The sequence below is a fragment of the Brasilonema bromeliae SPC951 genome, assembly GCF_012912135.1.
Lineage (GTDB): Bacteria > Cyanobacteriota > Cyanobacteriia > Cyanobacteriales > Nostocaceae > Brasilonema > Brasilonema bromeliae.
On the sequence record NZ_QMEB01000023.1, the window covers coordinates 18,224 to 40,647 of the forward strand.

General features: G+C 42.7%; 20 protein-coding genes. 11 read left to right on the forward strand and 9 right to left on the reverse strand.

Annotation, left to right across the window (positions count from 1 at the left end; translation table 11 throughout):
* A partial coding sequence (locus DP116_RS28455; RefSeq protein WP_343038263.1) for an ATP-binding cassette domain-containing protein occupies nt 1-490 on the reverse strand: 490 nt, incomplete at its 3' end.
* Between the two features lie 491 nt (nt 491-981).
* A complete protein-coding gene (locus DP116_RS04990; RefSeq protein WP_169154124.1) occupies nt 982-1,200 on the reverse strand; it encodes a hypothetical protein in 219 nt (72 codons plus the stop codon).
* A 35-nt stretch (nt 1,201-1,235) separates the two neighbouring features.
* On the opposite strand from DP116_RS04990, the gene DP116_RS04995 reads away from it, so the two are divergent.
* From DP116_RS04995 to DP116_RS05020, 5 genes are all read left to right on the forward strand, one after another.
* A complete protein-coding gene (locus DP116_RS04995) occupies nt 1,236-1,895 on the forward strand; it encodes a single-stranded DNA-binding protein (RefSeq protein ID WP_169154125.1) in 660 nt (219 codons plus the stop codon).
* Between the two features lie 183 nt (nt 1,896-2,078).
* Nucleotides 2,079-3,656 carry a CPBP family intramembrane glutamic endopeptidase gene (locus DP116_RS05000; RefSeq protein WP_169154126.1) on the forward strand — a complete coding sequence of 526 codons (1,578 nt, stop codon included), beginning with the start codon at nt 2,079-2,081 and terminating at the stop codon, nt 3,654-3,656.
* Nucleotides 3,657-4,359: 703 nt separating this feature from the next.
* Nucleotides 4,360-4,635: a TM2 domain-containing protein gene (locus DP116_RS05005; protein WP_169154127.1), complete on the forward strand. Its 276-nt coding sequence runs from the start codon at nt 4,360-4,362 to the stop codon at nt 4,633-4,635.
* A gap of 896 nt (nt 4,636-5,531) precedes the next feature.
* Nucleotides 5,532-7,988 carry a heavy metal translocating P-type ATPase gene (locus DP116_RS05015; RefSeq protein ID WP_169154129.1) on the forward strand — a complete coding sequence of 819 codons (2,457 nt, stop codon included), beginning with the start codon at nt 5,532-5,534 and terminating at the stop codon, nt 7,986-7,988.
* A gap of 219 nt (nt 7,989-8,207) precedes the next feature.
* Nucleotides 8,208-8,750, forward strand: coding sequence for an FHA domain-containing protein (locus DP116_RS05020; protein WP_169154130.1), 543 nt, complete (start codon nt 8,208-8,210; stop codon nt 8,748-8,750).
* Nucleotides 8,751-9,278: 528 nt separating this feature from the next.
* Here the strand turns inward: DP116_RS05020 and DP116_RS05025 are convergent.
* Nucleotides 9,279-9,626, reverse strand: coding sequence for a hypothetical protein (locus tag DP116_RS05025; RefSeq protein ID WP_169154131.1), 348 nt, complete (start codon nt 9,624-9,626; stop codon nt 9,279-9,281).
* A 198-nt stretch (nt 9,627-9,824) separates the two neighbouring features.
* Between DP116_RS05025 and thyD the strand changes: the two genes are divergently transcribed.
* A complete protein-coding gene (gene thyD, locus DP116_RS05030; protein WP_169154132.1) occupies nt 9,825-10,745 on the forward strand; it encodes a thylakoid membrane protein ThyD in 921 nt (306 codons plus the stop codon).
* Nucleotides 10,746-11,067: 322 nt separating this feature from the next.
* Here the strand turns inward: thyD and DP116_RS05035 are convergent, their stop codons facing one another.
* From DP116_RS05035 to DP116_RS05045, 3 genes are all read right to left on the reverse strand, one after another.
* A complete protein-coding gene (locus DP116_RS05035; RefSeq protein ID WP_169154133.1) occupies nt 11,068-11,319 on the reverse strand; it encodes a DUF8620 family protein in 252 nt (83 codons plus the stop codon).
* Nucleotides 11,320-11,387: 68 nt separating this feature from the next.
* Complete coding sequence (locus DP116_RS05040) at nt 11,388-11,813, reverse strand: tetratricopeptide repeat protein (RefSeq protein ID WP_169154134.1); 426 nt, start codon at nt 11,811-11,813, stop codon at nt 11,388-11,390.
* Between the two features lie 163 nt (nt 11,814-11,976).
* Nucleotides 11,977-12,333: a HesB/IscA family protein gene (locus DP116_RS05045; RefSeq protein ID WP_169154135.1), complete on the reverse strand. Its 357-nt coding sequence runs from the start codon at nt 12,331-12,333 to the stop codon at nt 11,977-11,979.
* Nucleotides 12,334-12,684: 351 nt separating this feature from the next.
* Between DP116_RS05045 and DP116_RS05050 the strand changes: the two genes are divergently transcribed.
* The 3 genes from DP116_RS05050 to DP116_RS05060 all read left to right on the forward strand — a co-directional run bounded on the left by DP116_RS05050 (nt 12,685) and on the right by DP116_RS05060 (nt 16,338).
* Nucleotides 12,685-14,334: a DUF6930 domain-containing protein gene (locus DP116_RS05050; protein ID WP_169154136.1), complete on the forward strand. Its 1,650-nt coding sequence runs from the start codon at nt 12,685-12,687 to the stop codon at nt 14,332-14,334.
* Nucleotides 14,335-14,721: 387 nt separating this feature from the next.
* Nucleotides 14,722-15,225 carry an anthrone oxygenase family protein gene (locus DP116_RS05055; RefSeq protein ID WP_169154137.1) on the forward strand — a complete coding sequence of 168 codons (504 nt, stop codon included), beginning with the start codon at nt 14,722-14,724 and terminating at the stop codon, nt 15,223-15,225.
* A 243-nt stretch (nt 15,226-15,468) separates the two neighbouring features.
* A complete protein-coding gene (locus DP116_RS05060; RefSeq protein WP_169154138.1) occupies nt 15,469-16,338 on the forward strand; it encodes a tetratricopeptide repeat protein in 870 nt (289 codons plus the stop codon).
* A 277-nt stretch (nt 16,339-16,615) separates the two neighbouring features.
* On the opposite strand, the gene DP116_RS05070 is transcribed toward DP116_RS05060, so the two are convergent.
* The 3 genes from DP116_RS05070 to DP116_RS05080 form a co-directional block, all read right to left on the reverse strand.
* Complete coding sequence (locus DP116_RS05070) at nt 16,616-16,918, reverse strand: hypothetical protein (RefSeq protein WP_169154110.1); 303 nt, start codon at nt 16,916-16,918, stop codon at nt 16,616-16,618.
* Nucleotides 16,919-16,967: 49 nt separating this feature from the next.
* Nucleotides 16,968-18,494, reverse strand: a complete 1,527-nt coding sequence (gene crtD / locus DP116_RS05075) for a C-3',4' desaturase CrtD (protein WP_169154139.1) — start codon at nt 18,492-18,494, stop codon at nt 16,968-16,970.
* Between the two features lie 266 nt (nt 18,495-18,760).
* Complete coding sequence (locus tag DP116_RS05080) at nt 18,761-19,939, reverse strand: glycosyltransferase family 2 protein (RefSeq protein WP_169154140.1); 1,179 nt, start codon at nt 19,937-19,939, stop codon at nt 18,761-18,763.
* Between the two features lie 217 nt (nt 19,940-20,156).
* Between DP116_RS05080 and DP116_RS05085 the strand changes: the two genes are divergently transcribed.
* Both DP116_RS05085 and DP116_RS05090 read left to right on the forward strand, forming a co-directional pair.
* Complete coding sequence (locus DP116_RS05085) at nt 20,157-21,440, forward strand: M16 family metallopeptidase (RefSeq protein ID WP_169154141.1); 1,284 nt, start codon at nt 20,157-20,159, stop codon at nt 21,438-21,440.
* 15 nt (nt 21,441-21,455) lie between these two features.
* The gene (locus tag DP116_RS05090; RefSeq protein ID WP_169154144.1) at nt 21,456-22,352 is read left to right on the forward strand and encodes a fructosamine kinase family protein; all 897 of its coding nucleotides are present in this window, start codon (nt 21,456-21,458) and stop codon (nt 22,350-22,352) included.
* Nucleotides 22,353-22,424: the final 72 nt, after the last annotated feature.

Consider the following 22,424-nt stretch of genomic DNA (forward strand, 5'->3'; position numbering starts at 1 on the left):
CTGCAGGAGGGTCTCCCTCCGTAGGTATCTGGCGTTGGAAACCCTCCCGCAGCGCTGTCTCACCTGCTCCCAAAGCTTCCCCACCTCGCAGAGGACGGCGTCGTAGCCCAAAAGCAATGTTGTCATACACGCTCATATGGGGATAGAGGGCGTAATTTTGAAACACCATTGCGATGTCGCGTTCTTTGGGGGGTAAATCATTGATGAGGCGATCGCCCACCCAAATATTACCGCCCGTCATCGTTTCCAAGCCAGCAATTAACCGCAGAAGGGTGCTTTTTCCACAACCGGAAGGTCCCACCAGCACCATAAATTCACCGTCTGCGATCGTTAGGTTAATCCGCCGCAGGACGTTGAGGCTTTCTCCACGGTGAACAACTGTATCGCCAACATTTCCAGATGTGAGAGAGGGTTGTGTTTGGGATACAACACCTTCCCCTCTTCGCGGGGGAAAACTTTTATAAACGTTTTCTAAAACAACTTGCGCCACGAGAATTTAAGGTAACTGTAATAGTCACTAGTCATTAGTCAGTAGTTATAAATTACTAAAGACAAAGGACTAACGACAGATAACGAAGGTTTAGCGCTTATCATACACGCTAGAAGAGAATACGAAAAGTGAACTACCTACACCGACCTGACGGTACGGTTAGGAGCATCTGCCGTCGGCTGTGCCGACAGTCACGCATGTGCCGTCGGGTTTCCCGACAGTCCCGCACCTGGCGTGGTTTCCCCATTCGCGACTGTCGTCTCAACACGCTCCCTGGGTACAGGTACAGTGTGAGCCTTCTTGCTGAATTAGGTAAAAACGTGACCTAAGCGCGAAGTTAATCGCTTTTGGTATTTTCCCAGCTCATGTCAAGATAAATTTCTAAGTTTTTATTTTTGTTGTGTTCATTATTACAAATGACCAATGATTCATTAAGAGTTTTTTATGGTACAATTATACTAATTAAGTGTCAAAATCAATGCTTTTTTCAGTCAGGCGGAGGTTGTAAACAGGGTATTGCTCGTTGTTTGCGACAATTGCTTGGCTTTTATGCTAGAAATGACTGAAAACTGAGCTTTTTCAAATAAATTTGTCAAAAAGCCAGATATTTTCATGATTGATCTATCTTCAAAAGCGTTTATGCGAATCCCTTCATCCACTCTTTCCGACATTCTATCAATCAGCAAGGGCGCTACATCTTTTTTTATCAATTAGCACTCTATTTTGACAAGGAGGATTTCATTTCATGAATAGTTGCATATTGTTAGCAGAAATTATTCAAGAACCACAACTGCGCTTTACAGCAGATAACCTGGAAGTGACTGAAATGCTGGTGCAGTTTCCTTCAGTGCGAGAGGGAGAACCTCCGGCAACCTTAAAAGTGGTAGGCTGGGGAAACTTAGCAAAAGAGATTCAGCAAAACTATCACCAAGGCGATCGCGTTCTTCTGGAAGGACGTTTAGCAATGAATACCATCGAACGTCCAGAAGGGTTTAAAGAAAAACGTGCTGAATTGACAGTGCAAAAGATTCACTCTCTGGGAACAGCGATTGATACTAGCTCATCACCAGCAGCTGTCAACACACAATTAACGCCTGTAGCATCTCCTCCAAAAACGACTCCTACTCACGAGTCGCCCCTCCCCACACCAACTCCAGTCACAAGCAACGTTGGTGTTCTTCCCCAAGACGACAGACCACAACAACGCAGATCCCAAAGCACTAATCTTGAGCGCAATATTGAGCGCAATACCTATGGAGTCACACCAACCGAAGAACCAGATCCGGACGATATTCCGTTTGTGCGATCTGTTTACTCCCGAACCAGTTGGGCACATGAGTTATGTGACTCTTATGAGTTAGAAGCTAATGCTTACTCAAAAACAGTAGAGCAAATTAAACCCTAAAAAAGTTGAACTTGCTTAACAGGGTGATGGTAGTGTGAAATTTCACCCCTGTGGGATTCCCAGTCACAGAACATACCACACCCTGAGATTGATTATCAAAAAATGCATAGAAATCTATACTGTGAGAGTATTTTCTTGCGATAATTCCCAAGGGGTAAACGGAGATTTTATGGAGCAAAATAAATGACTCTCAAACGGTTGGGTTTAATCATACTGACACTGGTTGCAACACTGTTTGCAGGCTCGGCTTTGTTGGGTAGTTGGCAGGAACCTCAGTTCCAAAGTCGTTTGGAACTCTACCAAACGAATATTGTGCTACAAGCTGCTTCTTGGGAACCGCCAAATGACAACACAGATTTGAAGCCATTGCAAGATGCACTCCTTGGCGTCAAACCTGTTGAAAGCGCTACAGAACAATATCAACAGACGCGCCAATCTGCTCAAACTAATTTGGAAAAAGCGAAAAAGCAACTAGCACAGGTTCAGTCTCAACCCGCTACGACTCCTACAACCCCAAAATCGCAATCGGAATATCCTCCTGTTAGTAACACCTCAAGTGAATTACAGCAACAACAATTGCAGCAATCGCTCAAAGGACTGCAAAAATTGATTGCTGAATTAGACTTGCGACTGGGAATTTTACAAGCGAATCAAGGAAAGATAGATGCAGCTTTGAAAAGTTGGAGTCAATTGCAGCAACGATCAGACATTAATCCTGAATTTGATAAAGCTGCTGCTGTTTTGGCTGGTCTTTGGAGTGATCCCCCGCGTATTTTGCCAAATGCTGAACGACTGATTCAAAATAATTTAGAAGGTTGGTTTCGCTATACTGCTGTTGATCAGCTATACCGACTTCAACAACGTCAAGATGGTTTAGCAGATCTTGAAACCATTCAACAAAAAACCGCTGAACAAGCTATTTTGAAATTAGCAGTTATTGGTACTATTCCTGCCCTAACAGCATTTTTTGGTGTCGGGCTGGTGATATTTCTGATAGGTCAGCGCCTAATCAAAGGGAAAACATCTCTATTGGCTGAAAATTCAGATGTGCGTTGGTCAACACCTTGGGATGGTGAAACAATTTTACAAGTTTTTGTCATAGGCTTTTTCTTGATGGGACAAATCATAGTGCCCCTGACAATCCAACTGCTTCCCCTACAGCGTCCTACCCAAAATGTCAGAATACAGGCATTGTATGTCTTGATAAGTTACCTGTTAGTGGCATTTGGTGCCCTATCAGTGCTGTATTTATCTATCAAACGCTTTTTTCCTCTACCAGAGAACTGGTTTCGTTTTCGGTTACAGGGTAGCTGGTTTTTATGGGGGCTGGGTGGCTATTGCGTAGCTTTGCCCATAGTAGTGGTTGTGTCTTTAATCAATCAACAGCTATGGCAAGGACAAGGTGGTAGCAATCCTTTGTTACAACTGGCATTAGAAAGCCAAGATACTGTGGCGCTTGCTATATTCTTCTCTACCGCTGCTATTGCTGCCCCAATTTTTGAAGAAGTTTTGTTTCGCGGCTTTTTGTTACCCTCCCTTACCCGTTACTTATCTGTATGGAGATCAATTCTTGCGAGTGGTTTTCTGTTTGCAGTTGCTCACCTCAGCTTATCTGAAATTTTACCGCTCTTCGCTCTAGGTATTGTCTTGGGTGTTGTTTACACGCGATCGCGCAACCTCCTTGCTCCCATGCTTCTTCACAGCCTTTGGAATAGCGGCACTTTGTTAAGCTTGTTTGTCTTAGGTAGTAGTGGTCAATAATACTTTGTGTTTGCCGAAAACAATACTTAGAAAATTTTCGTGATTTTTACAAAACTTTACAAAATAATTCTTGGTATTTAGTGCACATTAGTGCTATTTTTAATGCACAGATATTGTCAAGGGTAAAACTTACTACAATTTTTTGTAAGTATAAAAGTCTAAACCCTTCATAAGGTGAAATAAAAAACTAGCAACTCCACTTTTGATGAATCGTCAAGATCCTTATAACGTGGAGTGCAAGAACTTATCTGATTGTAGAGGGCAGTTAAGCGCTTAAAAACATATTAGTATGTCAACGAAAATTAAAAAATTCCGGAAATAACAATGCTTAAATTGTAAAAAGTAAATGGCATCACCTTAGCTTTGCGTAAATGCCCGAAAATTCTTTTTAGAGTTCTTTTCTGGCATGAAATTTCGTCGCAAAACTGCTGTACTGGAATTTCTCGTTAAAGTAAAGAAACAGGGGTTATTGAGGAGTGCAGTTTCAGATGCTGTCTGAAAACTTGCTCAATTCTAAACTTTAGTGTCCTTTGTAAAGGAGTGGCATGCCACTTTTGTATGTTGGTTTTTGTATTTCGGTCGTATTTCCACTGAAAGACAAAAAAGTATGAAGATCAAGTAAGCAGACAAACAGAACTTATTTGAGAAAAATATACAGTCTTAATTTTATACATCACATAGAAAGTGCAGGAGCTTGATACATATGGCAAATCTTACTCCCAGTCACGCCACCAAACAACTTTTGGCTGGATACTGCGGCATTATTTTTGGAGGTTTTGGTGTTCATAAATTTATTCTTGGGTATGCACCAGAAGGATTGATAATGCTGGTCATTTCTTTAGTGGGTGGTTATTTTACCTACGGTTTGACATTGTTGATTATGCAGCTTGTGGGTTTAGTTGAAGGGATGATTTATTTGAACAAATCCCATAATGAATTTGTTGATACTTACTTCCTTAAAAAGCAGGGGTGGTTCTAGAAATCTTTATCCCAGTATTGAATCTGTTTTTTAGATTTCTATTCTCGGTACATCAGGTCATAATTTTACAGCAGTAGGATGGGCACTGCCTATCCTATCAATGAATATGCAAAACTTATGGCTATTTGCAGCAGATAGCTACTATTCCTTATTCCTTGCTTATGTGTTACAAACCGGAAAATTCAATCTCTTTTTGATTCATTCACCTTTGAGTAAATATGTTTCTGTATTGATCACAATAGTCTTGGGCAAAACGCAGAAGCCGGAATGTTTCCAAAAGATTTTGACGCTTACTTTGTAAGTATGGCAAGTCATCCAGTCATAGAGAATGACTGCTGGAGGGCGCAGCGTGTCCGCAGGACATATTGTGACGAGTGATTCTGAGTTCTTTCTGATTCAGTATCGATTCATTATTAATACCAATAAATCAGAAGTCTACTACTGACTATTAACAGACTTTTTGTTGACTCGCAAATATTTTATTTCTTCTACGAATATGCTAACGCTTAAACGTAAAAATGTAACTTGGACTATACTCAGCTTATTAGGATTCGTGTATTTCTGTACGATGTCTAATATGGCAATAAATCCTTTCTGGAGAAGCGAGATGACTTTGATTTCACTACAAGCTGTTGCAGTGATATCTGTCACTTATTTTCGTTTGACTCGTCGGTGATAATATTCTTTTTAGTGAAAATGTTACGGAAAATCAATTAGAAATTCAAAACGCAAAATGTTTTTCCATAACAGATACACAACTACACCCCAATGCACTCATAAATTAATAAAACTTAACAATTATGACAATCAGTCAAAGCTTTGGATTTCGCCTACGCTCAAATTAAAGACGCTTTTAGAGAGGCGTTAAAATTTCTTAGCAAACCCAAAAACTTTCCATGCAAATTGTCTCAAAAACTAACCTTTCCCCAGAAGCAGCCTCGACGACAGAGAAAATCACTTTGGATGTCACAGGCATGAAGTGTGCTGGTTGTGTAAGGGCAGTAGAACGTCATCTGACTCAGTATCCTGGAGTCAAAAGTGCCTGTGTGAACCTGGCGACAGAAGTAGCAGTTGTAGAATTGGAAGCTGGTGCGGTAGATGCGGATGCACTAGCTAAAAAATTGACAGCAGCTGGGTTCCCAACTCAACCTCGGAAACTTGGTGGAAAAGTAGCAGGAGAGACACAATTAATACAAGATCCAGTCCAACGACAGCGGCAAGAAATGCAAGCTGTCAAACGGCAATTCCTCATTGCTGTCGTTCTGCTAGTTTTATCGTTTGTTGGTCATGTTGCTAACATTAGCGGTCACGTGATACCAGTGTTGCATAACATCTGGTTCCACTGTGGATTGGCAACGGTAGCACTTCTGGTTCCTGGTCGTCCAATTTTAGTGGATGGCTGGGTGGGTTTACGGCACAATGCACCAAACATGAACACCTTGGTGGGATTGGGAACACTCACAGCTTACACCGCTAGTTTGGTTGCCCTGCTATTTCCCCAACTTGGTTGGGAGTGCTTCTTTGATGAACCAGTGATGATGTTGGGCTTTATCTTACTGGGACGGACACTAGAAAAACAAGCTAGAATTCGCGCGGCAGCAGCATTTAAGGAATTGCTTGCTCTTCAACCACAGCTAGCGCGGTTAATTGCTAAGCCTAAGACGACTGAAGCAACTCCCTCAGTCTCTTCCAGTGCAGGGGTCGTAGAAATTCCAGCTGAGTTGGTGCGTGTTGGTGAATGGTTACAGGTTTTGCCAGGAGAGAAAATCCCGGTTGATGGTGAGGTGCGGGAAGGACAAACAACAGTCGATGAGTCCATGCTGACTGGGGAAGCAGTACCAGTGACAAAGCAACCAGGAGATTTGGTGACAGCAGGGACACTTAATCAATCAGGGGCGATCGCAGTTCAAGCAACTCGCGTTGGAAGTGATACAACCCTAGCTCAAATCGTCGCCTTGGTAGAAGCCGCACAAACCCGTAAAGCGCCTGTACAAAAATTAGCAGATATAGTAGCTGGATACTTCACCTACGGTGTGTTGACAGCATCTTTGTTGACATTTGTCTTCTGGTACTTTTTTGGAACCCACATCTGGCATCACGCCGTTATGGCGTATGCCATGCAAATCTCTCACCACTCCTTATTCAGCACATCTCATACCCCACACCTGACAATCTACACACCACTCCTAGTGAGTTTAAAGCTAGCAATTGCCGTCATGGTCGTCGCTTGTCCCTGTGCTTTAGGACTTGCCACACCAACAGCGATTCTAGTGGGAACAGCTATTGGTGCGGAACGGGGTCTATTAATCAAAGGCGGTGACATTTTAGAAAAAGTTCACCAGTTAAACACAGTGGTGTTTGATAAAACTGGTACCCTTACCACAGGTCGTGCCGTAGTAACAGATTGCCTACCTTGTCAAGCAGAGGAAGAAAATGCTTTTCGTACCCCTGTTGCTCTTCTTCAACTGGCTGCAGCGGTAGAAAGCGGTACAATTCATCCTTTAGCAACAGCAATTCAACAAGAAGCGCAACAGCAAGAGTTATCTATTCCAGATGCTGCAGACTTTCACACAGAACCAGGACTTGGCGTTTCTGCTGTAGTAGAAAGTACTTTGGTGCTTTTAGGGAACTGCGACTGGTTGCAATGGCACGGTATTTCTATCAGTGAAACTGCCCAAAAACAGTCTCAAGAGTTAGCTGCAGATGGAAAAACAATAGTTTTTGTGGCAGTTGGAGATACAGTAGCCGGACTCATTGCTGTTCAAGATACTCTAAGACCAGATGCGAAAGCTACAATAGAGAAATTACGCCAAATGGGTTTACGGGTTATGCTGCTCAGTGGAGATACGCAAGACGCCGCAAGTGCGACAGCAAAACAACTAGGACTCAATACCGGTGATGTTATGGCAGGTGTACCTCCTGTTAAAAAAGCTGCTGCCATACAAGAATTACAAGCACGCTTAACAAAGGGAAGGACTCAGCACTCTATTGTCGCGATGGTAGGAGATGGTATTAATGATGCCCCAGCTCTATCTCAAGCCGATGTGGGCATTGCTTTACACTCTGGCACTGATGTCGCAATGGAAACAGCTGAAATTGTCTTGATGCGGGATAACTTAAGTGATGTCGTCGCATCCATACAACTTAGTCGTGCAACTTTAAGCAAAATCCGTCAAAATTTATTTTGGGCTTTTGCGTATAACACCCTTGGCATTCCTTTAGCTGCTGGTGTTTTATTGCCAAGTTTCGGTTTTGTCTTAAATCCATCGGGTGCAGCTGCACTCATGGCTTTTAGCTCTGTGAGTGTCGTCACTAATTCTCTTTTATTACGACGTTTTGCTTATCGCTCTTAATTTCCTCTTTTCGAGGTATTATTTGTGATCATAAATATTTGATTTTGCCACTCTCAAGTTCAACTAGGTTGATAGATTGTTGTTTAGAGCACAAAACCTGTTAAAACTGCTACAACATCTATAGTAGTTAAAAGAGTAGAACATATTGTTCTACTCTTGTGTACAACTAAGGAATTTAAATGCATATAAGATAATTACCATAGACTTTTACTAAAAAAAATGGCAGCAAACAATACTAAAGAAATTTTGATTAATAACAGTCCAACTCACGCATTTAGCAACGATGTGTCAATGGCAGCACAAACAAATGAAAGCCATGTACTGATAATAGAACATGATCAAGAACGCAGAGAGTTAATTCTTGATCGGCCTGTTTACTCCATTGGTAGAGATTCCTGCTGCGATATCTGTTTCATAAACTCGCTGTTTGTCTCGCGCCGTCATGCCACACTCATTAGGGTACCGCGCGACGATAAGAAGCATAGCTATTATTATCGAATTGTCGATGGTGATGCTAAAGGCAAACCGAGTTCCAATGGTTTGATGATTAATGGGCGAAAAATACTAGATGGTCTGATGATTAACGGGCAAAGAATACCAGCTCATGACCTGAAAAATGAGGACGAAATCGTTTTTGCTCCTCAAGTACGTGCCATTTATTACCTACGGCGAAATAGTATGCCCGCAGGAGAAGAAACAGATTCCAGTTACGATGACATTACACTAATAGACCCCAGAATGACCAATGATATTGAGGACTAAAGGCATATTCATTCTCGAATGAGCTGTTAGCCATAAAGAATGTACTTTTATTCATCAGGGGAGCTAACACTAAACAGTCAAAAGTCCAGAAGAACTCAAGAGTGTTGATCTTTGACTGTTGAGCGGGTTAAGGTCAAAAAAGTATCAGAATTTTCGTAAAAGAGTAATTACGCCAGTTGACGGTAGTTTGGACACACCAGGAAAACCACCCACTTGTGCTACAATAAAAGACTTTGAGGTATGTTTTGGGCATAAGAGGCAGGGAGGGAAGACCCTCCTGCAAGTGTATGTTATGTCCTATACCTACAGCACGCGGCTTGGGCGAACAGGCACGCTACTTTGAACGGACATGCCCTTGTCGCACAGCAACACACTTTGCAATCAGCGCCAGTCGCCAAGGCGCACCGAAATGTCGGTGGATAGCACGCTTACTTCCCAAGGGCCCACGACCGTGCATGCACCACAGTCGCTTACCTTCTGGTACCCTCGGTGCATAGCGCTGACTATTTTTGACGAACACCAAGCGTACTAGCCTGCTATGCTCTCAATAAGATGCCAATAGCGGCAATGTTCAATAGCCTGCTTAACATATTCAAATATTTGTCGGCAGTGATTATCTCTTTGAAGTGGTAGTTCCTCATTTTTAATCACAATACTCATCCGGGTTTCTGTGTCATTAGGTCTGGTTTTATCAATCAATATTTCCACGGTTACTAGCTTGGAAATGGATACAGAACCAAGAGCTTCCCGTGCCAGGATGTAATCAGATGTATAGTATTGAACATCCAAATGACAATCTTGGAGAAGTTCTACAAGTGAAGCTTGAAGTTGGTCAGTAGGAACAGAAAGAATAAATGAACACGTATAGCGAGCCATAATAGCCCCACGCCTTGCAACAATCCGTCCATCCTATAATATCGAACCATCTAAGTCATTATAGATTCATTAAAGAATCAAAATTGAGTTTGCACAAAAGCAACACACTGCACACAAACAAATTTTTGACTTAAAACTGCAGTAGCGAAACCAAAAGTTTGATAGAAACTTTAAAATAACGGTTTGGGGAGAATGATTATGAAAATAGCAATTGCTGGAGCAACAGGATTTGTTGGTAGTCGTTTGGTAGAACGATTACACGGAGAAGGTATGGAAGTGGTCGTGTTAACTCGTAACACAACCTATGCCCAAAAGGTTTTTCCATCTACGGCTTTTCCAAATGTAGAAATTATTGCCTACACACCCAATACATCCGGTTCTTGGCAAAGTGTCATCTCTAGCTGTGATGGTGTTGTTAATTTAGCAGGTGAACCCATTGGTGAAGCACGTTGGACACCTGAACGCAAACAGGAAATTTTAAACAGCCGTAAGTTCGTTACGCAAAACATTGTGGACACAGTAATCAATGCAAACCCTAAGCCTAGTGTCTTAGTTAACGCTTCGGCGATTGGCTACTACGGCACAAGTGAAACGGCTACTTATGATGAAACCAGCTTACCAGGTAACGATTTTCTTGCCCAAGTCTGCCAAGCTTGGGAAGCAGAAGCGAGTAAGGTAAAAGATGTTGGTGTACGACTCGTCATTCTGCGATTCGGTATTGTTCTCGGTCTGGGTGGTGCCTTGGGTAAAATGATTACACCATTCAAACTTTTTGCTGGTGGTCCCATAGGGAGTGGTCGGCAATGGTTTTCCTGGATTCACGTTGATGATGTTGTTAATTTGATTTTGCAAGCTCTAATGAAACCAGAAATACAAGGAGTCTATAATGCTACTGCCCCGCATCCTGTACGAATGGCTCAATTGAGCCAAGTGATGGGAAAAGTCATGAATCGTCCTTCCTGGTTACCTGTTCCAGCTTTTGCTATTGAGGCTCTTTTAGGGGACGGGGCAATAGTGGTTCTGGAAGGTCAACAAGTTCTTCCCAAGCGCACTTTAGAAAGTGGCTTTGAGTACAAGTATCCTAATTTGGAACCAGCACTGGCAGAGATTTTGAAATGAAAAATTAAGACTGCGGGCGGTGCGTAGAGAATCTTCAAATTCTCGTAGGATGGGTAGTGCCTTATAAACCCTTATGAGACAAGATTAGGAGTTGCTAGACAGTGCCCAACGCCAGATGCTACCCTACGGGAAGCCGCCTCCGGCGTCTACAAGCCGGGAAACCCGGACGCCAGATACCTACGGAGGGAGACCCTCATCAAGTACTGGCTCTCCAACGCACTGGCTCCCCTACAAGGAAATTGTTGTGATTTTTCTGTATTAGTAATTTTCGCTCGTCGTCTGCGTAACAAAGAACCGATTTACTCACCCGACTGAAAAAAAATTACCCATTGTCAGTTTTGATGAATTTTTGGGAAACCCAATTAATGATGCCACTGATGATGGCACCAGCCATAAGGATGCCAATAGCAGGGTTAAATACAGGTTGCCAAAGGCTGTGCCACAAATCTAAGCCCAGCGGAACTCCAACTGTTTTACCAATAACTGCAACTGCAAACCACCCAAAACCAAACAAGACTAGGAACACATCTGCCATTAAAACCAAGTTTAGCCAGTTTAAAAATTTCTCTTTCATATCTATTGGTTATGAATAACCAGTCAATACTTTAAAACTATTAACTGGTGATTTGGACTGTTGAGCTGTTATTCCTCTGGAAAAAGCCAGACTTTGACTTTTGCCAAACTTTGCCAGTCTGGTTTTCTGCCCAAACCGTCTTCAATACTTTTTTTGATTTCCTCTCGCCAGTCTGGGTTGACAAAAATCAACTGTTGTGTAAAGTCTACGTGTTGTCGCAAACCTTTTTGACCGGTTTCCAGCATTGCAACGGCTAGGTTCACCCGTGCTTGTGGATCTTGTGGATTAAGCTTTACAGCTTTTTGTGCAGCTTTGTGAGCAAGATTAGGATTGTTATCCAATAGATACAACCATGCCAAACAAGTCCAGGCAGCACTACTTTTGGGAGTGCGATCGCAAATTTCTTTAAAAACAGGGATTAAATCCGCTACTGGTTCTCCTGCTTTATAACGTTCTAAACCTGTATCAAACAGAGATTCAACTGTGTTAGTCATTAGTCATTAGTCACTACTCATTAAGGGGCAGTGCGCCCTTGTGGAGGACAGTGCCGGGGTGAGGCAGTCTCTCATGGGGGGGGAACCCCCTCTCTCGCACTGCTTCACCAGTCGCCGCCCTGTTGGCTTCCAACTGAGCTGCGCTGGCTCACAAATGAGTATATTACACTCCAAATGATTTACCGCAACCACAAGTTTGAGTGGCGTTGGGGTTAGTGAATTGAAAACCGCCCCCAATCATAGAATTGCTGTAATCTAGCATCAAACCATAGAGATATAATAAACTTTTGCGATCGCAGACAATTTTGAAGCCATCATAATCAAAAACTTCATCTTGAGGTGTAATCTTGCTGGCGTCTTCAAAATCCATCATGTAAGACATTCCAGAGCAGCCACCTTGACGCACTCCAACCCGTAAGCATAGGTCTTGACCTTGCTGATTTCGCAAGAATTTCACCTGCTGCAATGCTGCTTCGCTCAACTGAATTCCCCGTTGTAAAGACTGAGTTGCTTGTGTCATCTGCTGTTTATACTCCTTAGCTGGTGTGAGCTTGATTTTGTAGCGGCAAGCTCTTTGGTTGAAACTCCAAGCTCACCGCATAGCAGGCTGCAAAAGTTTTTGTATTCATTCTAGCGATATTCATGTGCTAGGAATGCAAATTGTAAATACTCTGTCAAAAGCATGCAAAGATTTTTATTCTAGAATTGAGAGATTCAATGTGTTTTGAGATTCGATATTTTATTCGTCCAAACATTGTGGTAGCTACCAGCTGCAACTACTTGTCCACAAGCAGCCAAAGAGTTTTTATCCGAGGCTAGCACCAAACCAAAAGTTTAATTCCATATTGCTTGTTTTGATTAATTTACCTCTATGACAAGTTTTAATCGCTCTACCAGTCGTCGGTTGAAGAAATTAACCCAAATTCCTTCTGTGTGGGAGGGCGATCGCCGTCCATTGTCGTCATCACAAACCCAGAACTCAGATCCAGATGTCAAAGGCGAATGTATTCTTTGGGTGGATGGCTCACAAGGTATTGTCCGGGGTATGGACGTAGTAGCACCAGACACTGGTCCAGAAGCAATTGTTCGTACCTTGATGCGAGCGATGGAGCATCCTCACAATCCCGCAAAACCTGCTCGTCCTCAAAGAATTGTGGTGAAAGACCGCGAAATCCAATTTTACCTGCGCGGAGTGCTACAGGATTTGGATATTGCGATTGACTATACGCCAGATCTCCCTTTAATTGATGAACTTTTCCGTGGATTTACTGAAATATTAGATAGCCAAGTTCCTGATTTACCTCCACAATATGCACAAGCGCTGCGAGAAAAAGCATTTGCAATTTGGCAAGCAGCACCTTGGGAATTCTTGGAAGAACAGCAAATCTTGTCCATAGAAATCAATAAATGGGATGTCGGTACACTCTACGCCAGTGTTATGGGGATGCTGGGGATGGAATATGGGATTTTGTTGTATCGTTCAGAAGACTCTTTAAAGCGTTTCCGCACAAGTGTTTTAAAAGATGACGAATCGCAAGGGCATTTAGAAGAAGCTTTTTTAAAACAAGATTGTCTATTTCTGACCTTTGAAAATGCTAACGATACCGAAGAAGAGGAGGACGAATTCGATGACTTGGCAGATTTGCCAATATCCGAAATTGAACCCACTTTTGGTAATATCCATCCTTTAGAAGGACTGCGTTCTGTTTTGTATGACGAAGAAGCACTTGTCGTTTATGTGGCAATAGAAAGTCTTTCCCGCTTTATCCGTGATTACCGTAATCAGCTTGGTGGTGATACCTTCCCCGCCCTGAATCGTCGCTATCGGATCTCGTTACCTGAGTCGTCAAATGAACCAACAAAATCAGTGTCTATCGCTGTCTCTTCCATGCCACAGTTAGCAACCGAGTTAGAGGAAATAGCAGGTTTTGACACTTCAGAAGACGAAAGCGAGTCACCAGCATCAGCCTTTGAGTCATTACGAGATGATTTGATCCCAGAAGATTCATTTCTCAGTTTAGGAGTTGTGTCATGGGAAATGTTGGATTACTTGCGTCAGAGTGGAACATATCACACAACAGGGGAAATCACACAAGCAGGGGATGGTTTGCCAGTGATTTTGGTTCAAACTTCCCGTCCCAAGGCAAAGACTGTGATTTCAAATATTGAACAAGCTGGAGGACTCAGGGCAATTTGTTTTAATCCAGGTGCTGATCCCTTTGATGGGACACGCTACGATTTAGGTTTGTTACAAACCGAAAACGCCGAATTATTCCTGTTTGGTGAGTTTGAAGATGACGATCCAATACACGTAGAAGCTCGCAAGAAATGGAATCAACGATGTAAAAATACCCAAGGGTACTGTGGCTTGATTATTGCTAAAGGATTGACAGGGGCTTCTCGTGGTAATCCCCAGTTACGAGATATGATGGCTTTGTTTGAAGCACAGTTCCTCTCACCCAAAGATTTGGGTCTTGGAACTCTTCAACTTATGCCTCAACTTCAATTTGAAGAAACCTGATCTGCACGGATTTTAGTATTCAGAACCATCCCACGGATGAATCCTGGGGATGCGCGTAAAGATGCTTTGTTTTTCTTTTTTGCACGGATAAATCTGGTCTGTTGATACCCTGAGTTATTCTCAACTTATAAACCCCTCCTATTGAAGAAGAAAATTTTTATCATCACGGCGCGAGGTGGTTCTGGCTTTGGATCTGGTGAGCGCAACGAGAAGCTAAATCATCAAGATTTATATTGAAGAAAGATCTTTGAATTTATTGGCATCACCGACATCACCTTTATTCATGTTGAGAATGACGAGTTAGGTGGCACAAGTTTGGCGAACTTGATCGCGGCTGCCCGTGCCCAAGTGACTCAATTGCTGGGAAGGTAATTCTCAGAAGGCTCTATGGCAATGACTAACCACTCACTTTTCGCATTGAAGCTTTTCTCGGCACTAGGCTGCGGGCTGATAGCCGGAGTCTTCTTCGCCTTCTCGACTTTCGTGATGAGCGCCCTTGCTCGACTGAAGCCGACGCAGGGGATTATTGCCATGCAATCCATCAACATCACGGTGATCAATCCGTTGTTTTTTACGGCATTATTCGGAACCGCTGTGGCTTGTATCTTTCTGGCTGTTTTCTCAGTGTTAAGGTGGCATCAACCCGGTGCTTTCTACTTGCTCGTTGGCAGCTTGCTTTATCTTGTCGGCACTATAGGCGTGACAATCGTGTTCAATGTGCCGCTGAACGAAGCCTTGGCGATCGTCGATCCGGGCAGCACTGAGGGCGCGAACCTATGGTCTCGCTACCTTATCAACTGGACAATCTGGAACCACATTCGAGCAGCAGCGGCGCTTGCAGCAGCGGCATCGTTTACTATCGCTCTCTGTTATCGAACGTCACAATCTTGACATACTCCCACGGCTTTTAGCCGTTCGCCCAAGCCGTGTGCCGTAGGTATAGGGATTCCAAGCATTGATACTGTAATTTTTGACACTAAGCGTAACAGTAATAAGATTTGTTAAATAAAACTAGCAATTAAAAACATTTTTGCGTATTCCATACCTCTAAGTAGATTTTGTTTATCCTGTAACCTTAAGTAATATAAATAGTGTGCTTGTCTGTAACGATAATAACTTTTTGGGGAATCAACAATGAGTCAAGCAGCACCAGCAGAGGTAGATAGTTCATTACTACTCGTCACACAGAACTATAGAGAGTGGTATCGACAGGGTAAACGGCTCGAAAAGCAAGAGAATTACGAAGAAGCGCTCACTTATTACGACAAAGCAATAGAGTGTTGTCCTGATGAATACTGGCTCTGGTATGACCGGGGTAGCGTGCTACGGGAATTAGGTCAGTATCAGGAAGCACTTGCTAGTTTTGACCGAGCGTTAAAACTTCGCTCCAATGATTACTGGACGTGGTACAGTCGGGGCTACATTTTACTAGAAGAACTAGACCAGTTTGAGGAGGCGATCGCGAATTTTGACAAAGCCCTTGCAATTCGCCGCGATGATTACTGGGCATGGTTTCGTCGGGGAGATGCTTTTAGACATTTAGAGCGCTATGAAGATGCAATTTCTGACTATGATGAAGCTTTATCAATTCGCCGCAATGATTACTGGGCGTGGTTTCGTCGGGGAGATGCATTAAGGCATTTACGTCGTTATGAAGATGCGCTCAAAAGTTATGAAACAGCTCTTTCTGTTCGCTCAGATAATTTTTGGATTCATTACAAGATAGGCGATACGTTGAGACATTTAGAGCGTTACGAAGAGGCGCTTGCAAGCTATCAAAAAGCAACTGAACTGAAGCCAGACGATGAGTATGCTTGGTATAACATCGCTTGCTGTGCAGCCCGAGTTGGAAAAGAATCGCTAGCGCTTGAAAGCCTGGAGACAGCGCTGAAAATCAATCTAAATTTTCAAATATTTGTCAAGACTGACCCCGACTTGGATGTCATCCAAGATCGTGAACAACTTGATGAGTTGCTGTGCAAGATAGCTGAGTGGAATCCATAAAGTTGGATCAGAAACCTTGTTGGGTTTTCATATCGTAAACCCAACAAGCTATGAAAATGCACAATAAGACTAAGCTACAACGAAGACTATCACTAACCCGAATCTTTCCAAAACAGAGTTAAGCACCTCAAAAGTAACCAAGTCTTTTTGTGGTGTTGCATATTTGCGGGATGATTTTATTTTCTTTGCTTACTAAAAAACTTCTTTCTTGGCGCTCTTGGCGACTTGGCGGTTCGTACTTCATCCCCTTTTTGTGCAATGCCCTTTTTGTTAATTATTATGTGTGCAGAACGAAAACGTCAGTATCACGAATTTTGTCCTTGTCGCGACCAGTCTCATCTATAGCCAAGGCATCTCCTTTTACCTGCGCCTTGCTAATCGTCACATTTGGTTGCTCACGGACAATAGTATAAGCAGTGGCATTGGTGTAAGTGATATCTCCTAGAGCTACAGCATCTACTATAGCAATCGCACCACCTGGAAAAGCATATGCATTACCAAGAACTTCAGCCGTTGCTCCACCAATAATTTTGTTGGCAAATTCTACTGCTTCACAAAAGTTCAAGTCAGAAATAATCATTGTTTTATCCTGGGAATTACGCAAAATGTTTGGCTGTCATCATGTTATCTCAATACCTTGTAACTTTTTGAGCCTCAATTTGCTTCACTGCTGTCAGCGCCGAGTAACTCACACCAGCAGTCCCTTCGCCTGGATGGGTGGAATCACCAACAAGCCATAGATTGTTGATGGGTGTACGATTGGCAAAACCAAAGGGACCGAAAGTTGATATTCTTTGACCAATACCACCAACAATACCCTGGTCTCGTGCTGTGTACCGTGCAAAACTGCGGGGAGTAGCTGCTTCTACATGAACAATAGTTTCTGGTTTCAGGTAAAAGAACTTTTCCAGATGGGAGATAGCATCTTGTGTATACTGTTGTTTTAACGCCTCATAATCCTCAGTCAGCCACCACTGCTTCGTATCTACAAAAGAAGAAGCAATGATTGTTGCTTTTCCTTCTGGGGCGCGTCCATCTCCTGAATGACTCACAGAAACAAACAGGGAATTATTCTCACCAATTGAACCTTTGGCATCATACAAAAATTGAAGATGGGGCGGACATCCTAAAGGAATTGCGCTTTCGTCTACACCCAAATACATAACGAAAGCACCTGAAGCGGTTGGTATTTTTTCGACTCGTCGTTTGTAACCATTAGGAGCCTTATTACCTAATAACTGTACTAAATTTTGCACAGTGACATTAGCAACGACATCGTCAGCTGGTTCTGTCCAGACTTCGCCAGTTTTCTGGTTACGAATAACCACAGCACTTACTTTGCCCTTTTCGACTTTAATATGTTCGACTGTGTGGCGCATGAGCAACTTGCCACCTTTTTTTTCTAGGGCTTCTACTAGGCGATCGCTGAGGACTTGCATACTACCTTGAAGATGATACAGTCCCTGCGGCAACTGGGATACACTTAATGCTGTAGCTGCATACAGCAAAGCCGTATTATCAGCATCTACCTGAGAGTAGAGCTTGAGTTGCAAATCCAAAAATGTTTTTAAACGGCGATCGTTTCCTAGCTTGTAGAAACGCAACGCATCCCCAACTGTAAACAAAGTGTAGGGTAGGGTTATAAACGTACTAGGACGCACTGCTTTGGTAAGTTGCAGGAAATCCCACACATTACGTGGCGGTAGCACTGGATCGCGTCCTTGAAATTCCCAACTCGCTTTAAACAAAGCCGCCATCAACAGCCAAAAAGGTTCGCTACCGGGAAATTGTCGCTGTCGTTCCTCTTTCCATTTATCTGGATCTCGCCAAACGTTGATTGGTGTCTCCTCACCTGGCAAATAAACTGCACAAGCTGGATCACAAGGCGTTGCTTGTGGTAGATCAATTTCTAATTCTTTGAAAATACGATGGTGGATTCCTCCTGGTTCCAACCCAGCTACTTGAGTCGCACCGACATCAAAGGTAAATCCTTTACGTTTAAAGGTAGAAGCACAGCCTCCTGGTACAAGGGCTTGATCCAGAATTAAGACACTGTAACCCCTATGTGCTAGTAATGCACCAGCAGTCAGTCCGCCAATTCCGGCACCGATAACTATAACGCGGGGTTTGCTGTTGCCAACACGATGACCTGGCATTGATATTTACGACATATTTCTTAATATTTATAATTATAATGTTAGAATATGTAGAAATACTAAAAAAAATAAAGTTAAACAGTTGGGACAATCAAGAAGTTGCGTAGTTGCTTGGTAATCTCTTCTGAGGAAAAGCACTGCTTAGCTTTACAGCGGTCACGTTTACCGAGTTATAGGGTAAGTCATGAACCCTTCCAACGTACAATGACTCTTAACTGAACCGTATTAGGTTTTAAAAAATCATTAAAAACCTTTAAAGACTTAATTTAATTGGATAATGCACGACAAAGCTGCAAAACTTTTAACCATCTTTGCCACATAATCCTTGCATAAGGTTTCAGCGGAAGTTTGTAAGGTTGATACATTTGATTTTGAATATCAGAAACTGTAGTCAATTGACTAACCGCTACCCTATTTTTAGGATAAGAAAATTTTTCTCTACACTGCAACCAAGAATGATGATCTTGCCAAATCAAAGATGTAATAGGTTCAACCGCAATTTTGAAAAGGCATTCAATTAAACATTGATAAACTGGTCGAAGTAACAGTGGACTGTAGTCTAATTTGATGCTTTTGTATAACCAAGTTAGAGTACTCGAATAATCTCCACTTGCCCTGCTTTTCCATGCAAGATGGACGTAGTAAGAACTAGCAGCCCAATGATATATGTGAGCAGGTATTTCTGGATGTTTTTTGCGAAAATCTGCCAGAACCAGATTGTAAGACTTCTCCATTGTCTGACATCCGTTAGACATACTTGCTTTGACCTGACGATAGCCAATCAAAAACTCAGGTACAACTCGAAATTGATAATATTCAGCAATCCGCAAGTAAATGTCCCAATCTTCACAACCTTGTGCATTCTGCTCTCTGAATTTGCTGCTGTAACCGCCAACTTTCTCAAAACAAACTCGACGAATCAGAGGGACACTAGCATTGGTGATAAAGTTTGTATATAGCATAGCTGGGTAAACCTCTCCCTCTATGCTGAGAACATTTAAATGGTGGTGGGGAATGTACTGTCCTACAATTGCATCTTCTTCGTCAATAAACACTGACCAAGCATAGATTAATCCTACCGATTGGTCTGCCATTAACATACATTGGACTTGTTTTTCTAGTTTCTCGGGATACCAAATATCATCAGCATCAATCGGTGCAATGTATTCACCTTTAGAATTTTCAATTGCCAAATTACGAGCCGAGGCTACTCCGGAATTTGATTGTTTGAAAAGGCTGATGCGACGGTCTTTTTGAGCAAAAGATTCTACAATCTCAGCCGTTTTATCCTGGGAACCGTCGTCAACTACTAAAATTTCTATATTTTTATATGTTTGAGAGATTATTGATTGCAAGGTGCGAATGATGAAAGCTTCTGCATTATACGCAGGAAGGATCACTGACACTAACGGCAATTCACCCTTCATTTTATTGACCATATTCATGCAACTTTTGTTTGTGACAATCAAGTCAACAAATTACGATTACTTATTCTTCATTATGTATGAAAAGCATCAATGGTATTATCAGTAATAATATGCAAAACTTGAAAAAAAATTATTTACTATTTCTTAACAAAACCCCACTCACACACTGATAATCCCGGTACAGATTTCAGTCCTAGGTAAGATAAAGAGGTGTAAGCTTACCCCACAAGTTCAAATGACCATCACACTGCTAAACTTTCCTCGTCTTAATGCTCCAAAGCTTTACCAATTGCCGGATGGTTTGACTATAGTTGTAGAACAGATGCCTGTTGAAGCAGTTAACCTCAGCTTGTGGGTTAATGTTGGTTCAGCTGCCGAGTCAGATACCATTAACGGTATGGCTCACTTTTTAGAGCATATGATTTTTAAGGGAACTGAACGACTGGCAAGCGGCGAGTTTGAACGTCGAATTGAAGAACGGGGTGCTGTAACTAATGCCGCCACAAGTCAAGACTATACTCATTACTACATTACCACTGCTCCCAAGGATTTTGTAGAGCTTGCCCCATTGCAAATTGATGTCGTACTCAATGCGAGTATACCTAACCAAGCTTTTGAACGCGAACGATTGGTCGTTCTGGAAGAAATTCGACGTTCGGAAGATAATCCCCGTCGTCGCACTTTTCAACGAGTGATCGAGACAGCTTTTGATAAGTTACCTTATCGGCGTCCAGTATTGGGACCAGAAACTGTCATTTCTCAATTGCAACCTCAGCAAATGCGGGATTTTCATGCAACTTGGTATCAACCCCGTTCAATAACTGCTGTGGCTGTAGGTTATTTACCCGTGGAAGAGTTAGTTGAAATTGTTGCAAAAGGTTTTGAGAGAACTCTAAGCACTCAGCATCCAACCCCTAACACTCAGCACGCACCAGCTAACCCTGAACCTCTGTTTACAAACGTTGTCCGTAAAGAATTTATAGATGAAAGCCTCCAACAAGCAAGGCTAATCATGGTTTGGCGAGTACCTGGGTTGAACCAACTAGAAAAAACTTATGCTTTGGATGTTTTGGCAGCAATTTTGGGACATGGGCGGACATCAAGGCTGGTAAGGGATTTGCGAGAAGAACAGGGACTCGTTTCCCATATTTCTGTCAGCAATATGACGCAGCAGTTGCAAGGTATCTTTTCTATTACGGCTTATTGTACAACTGAAAATCTGTCGGCAACAGAGGCTCGGATTGTGCAGCATATCCAAAATCTGCAAACAGAAATCGTAAAAGAGGCGGAAATCGCTCGTGTGCGGACAAAAGTGGCTAACAGATTTATTTTTGCCAATGAAACACCAAGCGATCGCGCCAATTTATACGGTTACTACCAATCAATGGTAGGAGATTTGGAACCAGCATTTAACTACCCAGCTCGCATTCAAGCCCAAAATACAACTACCTTGATGCAAGCAGCACAAGAATACCTTTCCCCAGATGCCTACGGTGTCGTTGTTATTAAACCATTTTAGTTTCCGGTTACCATGATGTGGACTGAAATTGATGCCAATATTAGCCAGGTGACTGGCGAAAAATTTCAATCGTCACAACGACGCTCAGTTGGTGGTGGATGTATAAATCAAGGTTACAGTGTCTGTGACGGTGAGCGCACCTATTTTGTCAAGTTTAATCAAGCGTCGCAAATTGCAATGTTCGAGGCTGAGGCGCTAGGCTTACAACAAATGTACCAAACAGCGACTATCCGCGTTCCCAAACCCATTTGCTGGGGTACTGCTGGTGATTCTAGCTATGTGGTGTTGGAATGGCTAGAGATGGGTTCAGGAAATACCAAATCTTGGGAAGAAATGGGGCGCAAGTTAGCAGCGATGCACCGATGGAACCCCCCTCGCCTTGGTAAGCGGGGAAGTCAGGAGAGTTTTGGTTGGGACATAAACAACACTATTGGTTCCACGCCTCAAGTGAATATTTGGACAGCAGATTGGGCTGAGTTTTATGCTAAATATCGGCTAGGTTATCAATTCCAGTTGGCAAGGCGCAAGGGGGGTCATTTTCCTCAAGAAAAGGAGTTACTAGAGGCTATTCCTGAAATATTGGCAGATCATAAACCACAGCCTTCTCTTGTACATGGTGATTTATGGGGAGGAAATGCTGGGTGTACTGTTTCAGGAGAACCAGTGATTTTTGATCCGGCGGCTTATTTTGGCGATCGCGAAGTCGATATTGCCATGACAGAATTATTCGGTGGTTTCTCTGCTGCGTTTTATCGGGGTTATAACGAAGTTTGGCGGTTAGATCAAGGGTATGAGCAAAGAAAAACTCTCTACAACCTGTATCACATCTTGAACCATTTCAATTTATTTGGTGGTAGTTATTTGTCGCAAGCAAACCGGATGATTTCCCAGATTTTGGCGATTTCGCGTTAACTCAGATCTTGCACCTCGGCGTTAGTACGCCTTGAACTGAAGTTCAAGGCTCATAGCCAAAGTCCGTTAAAA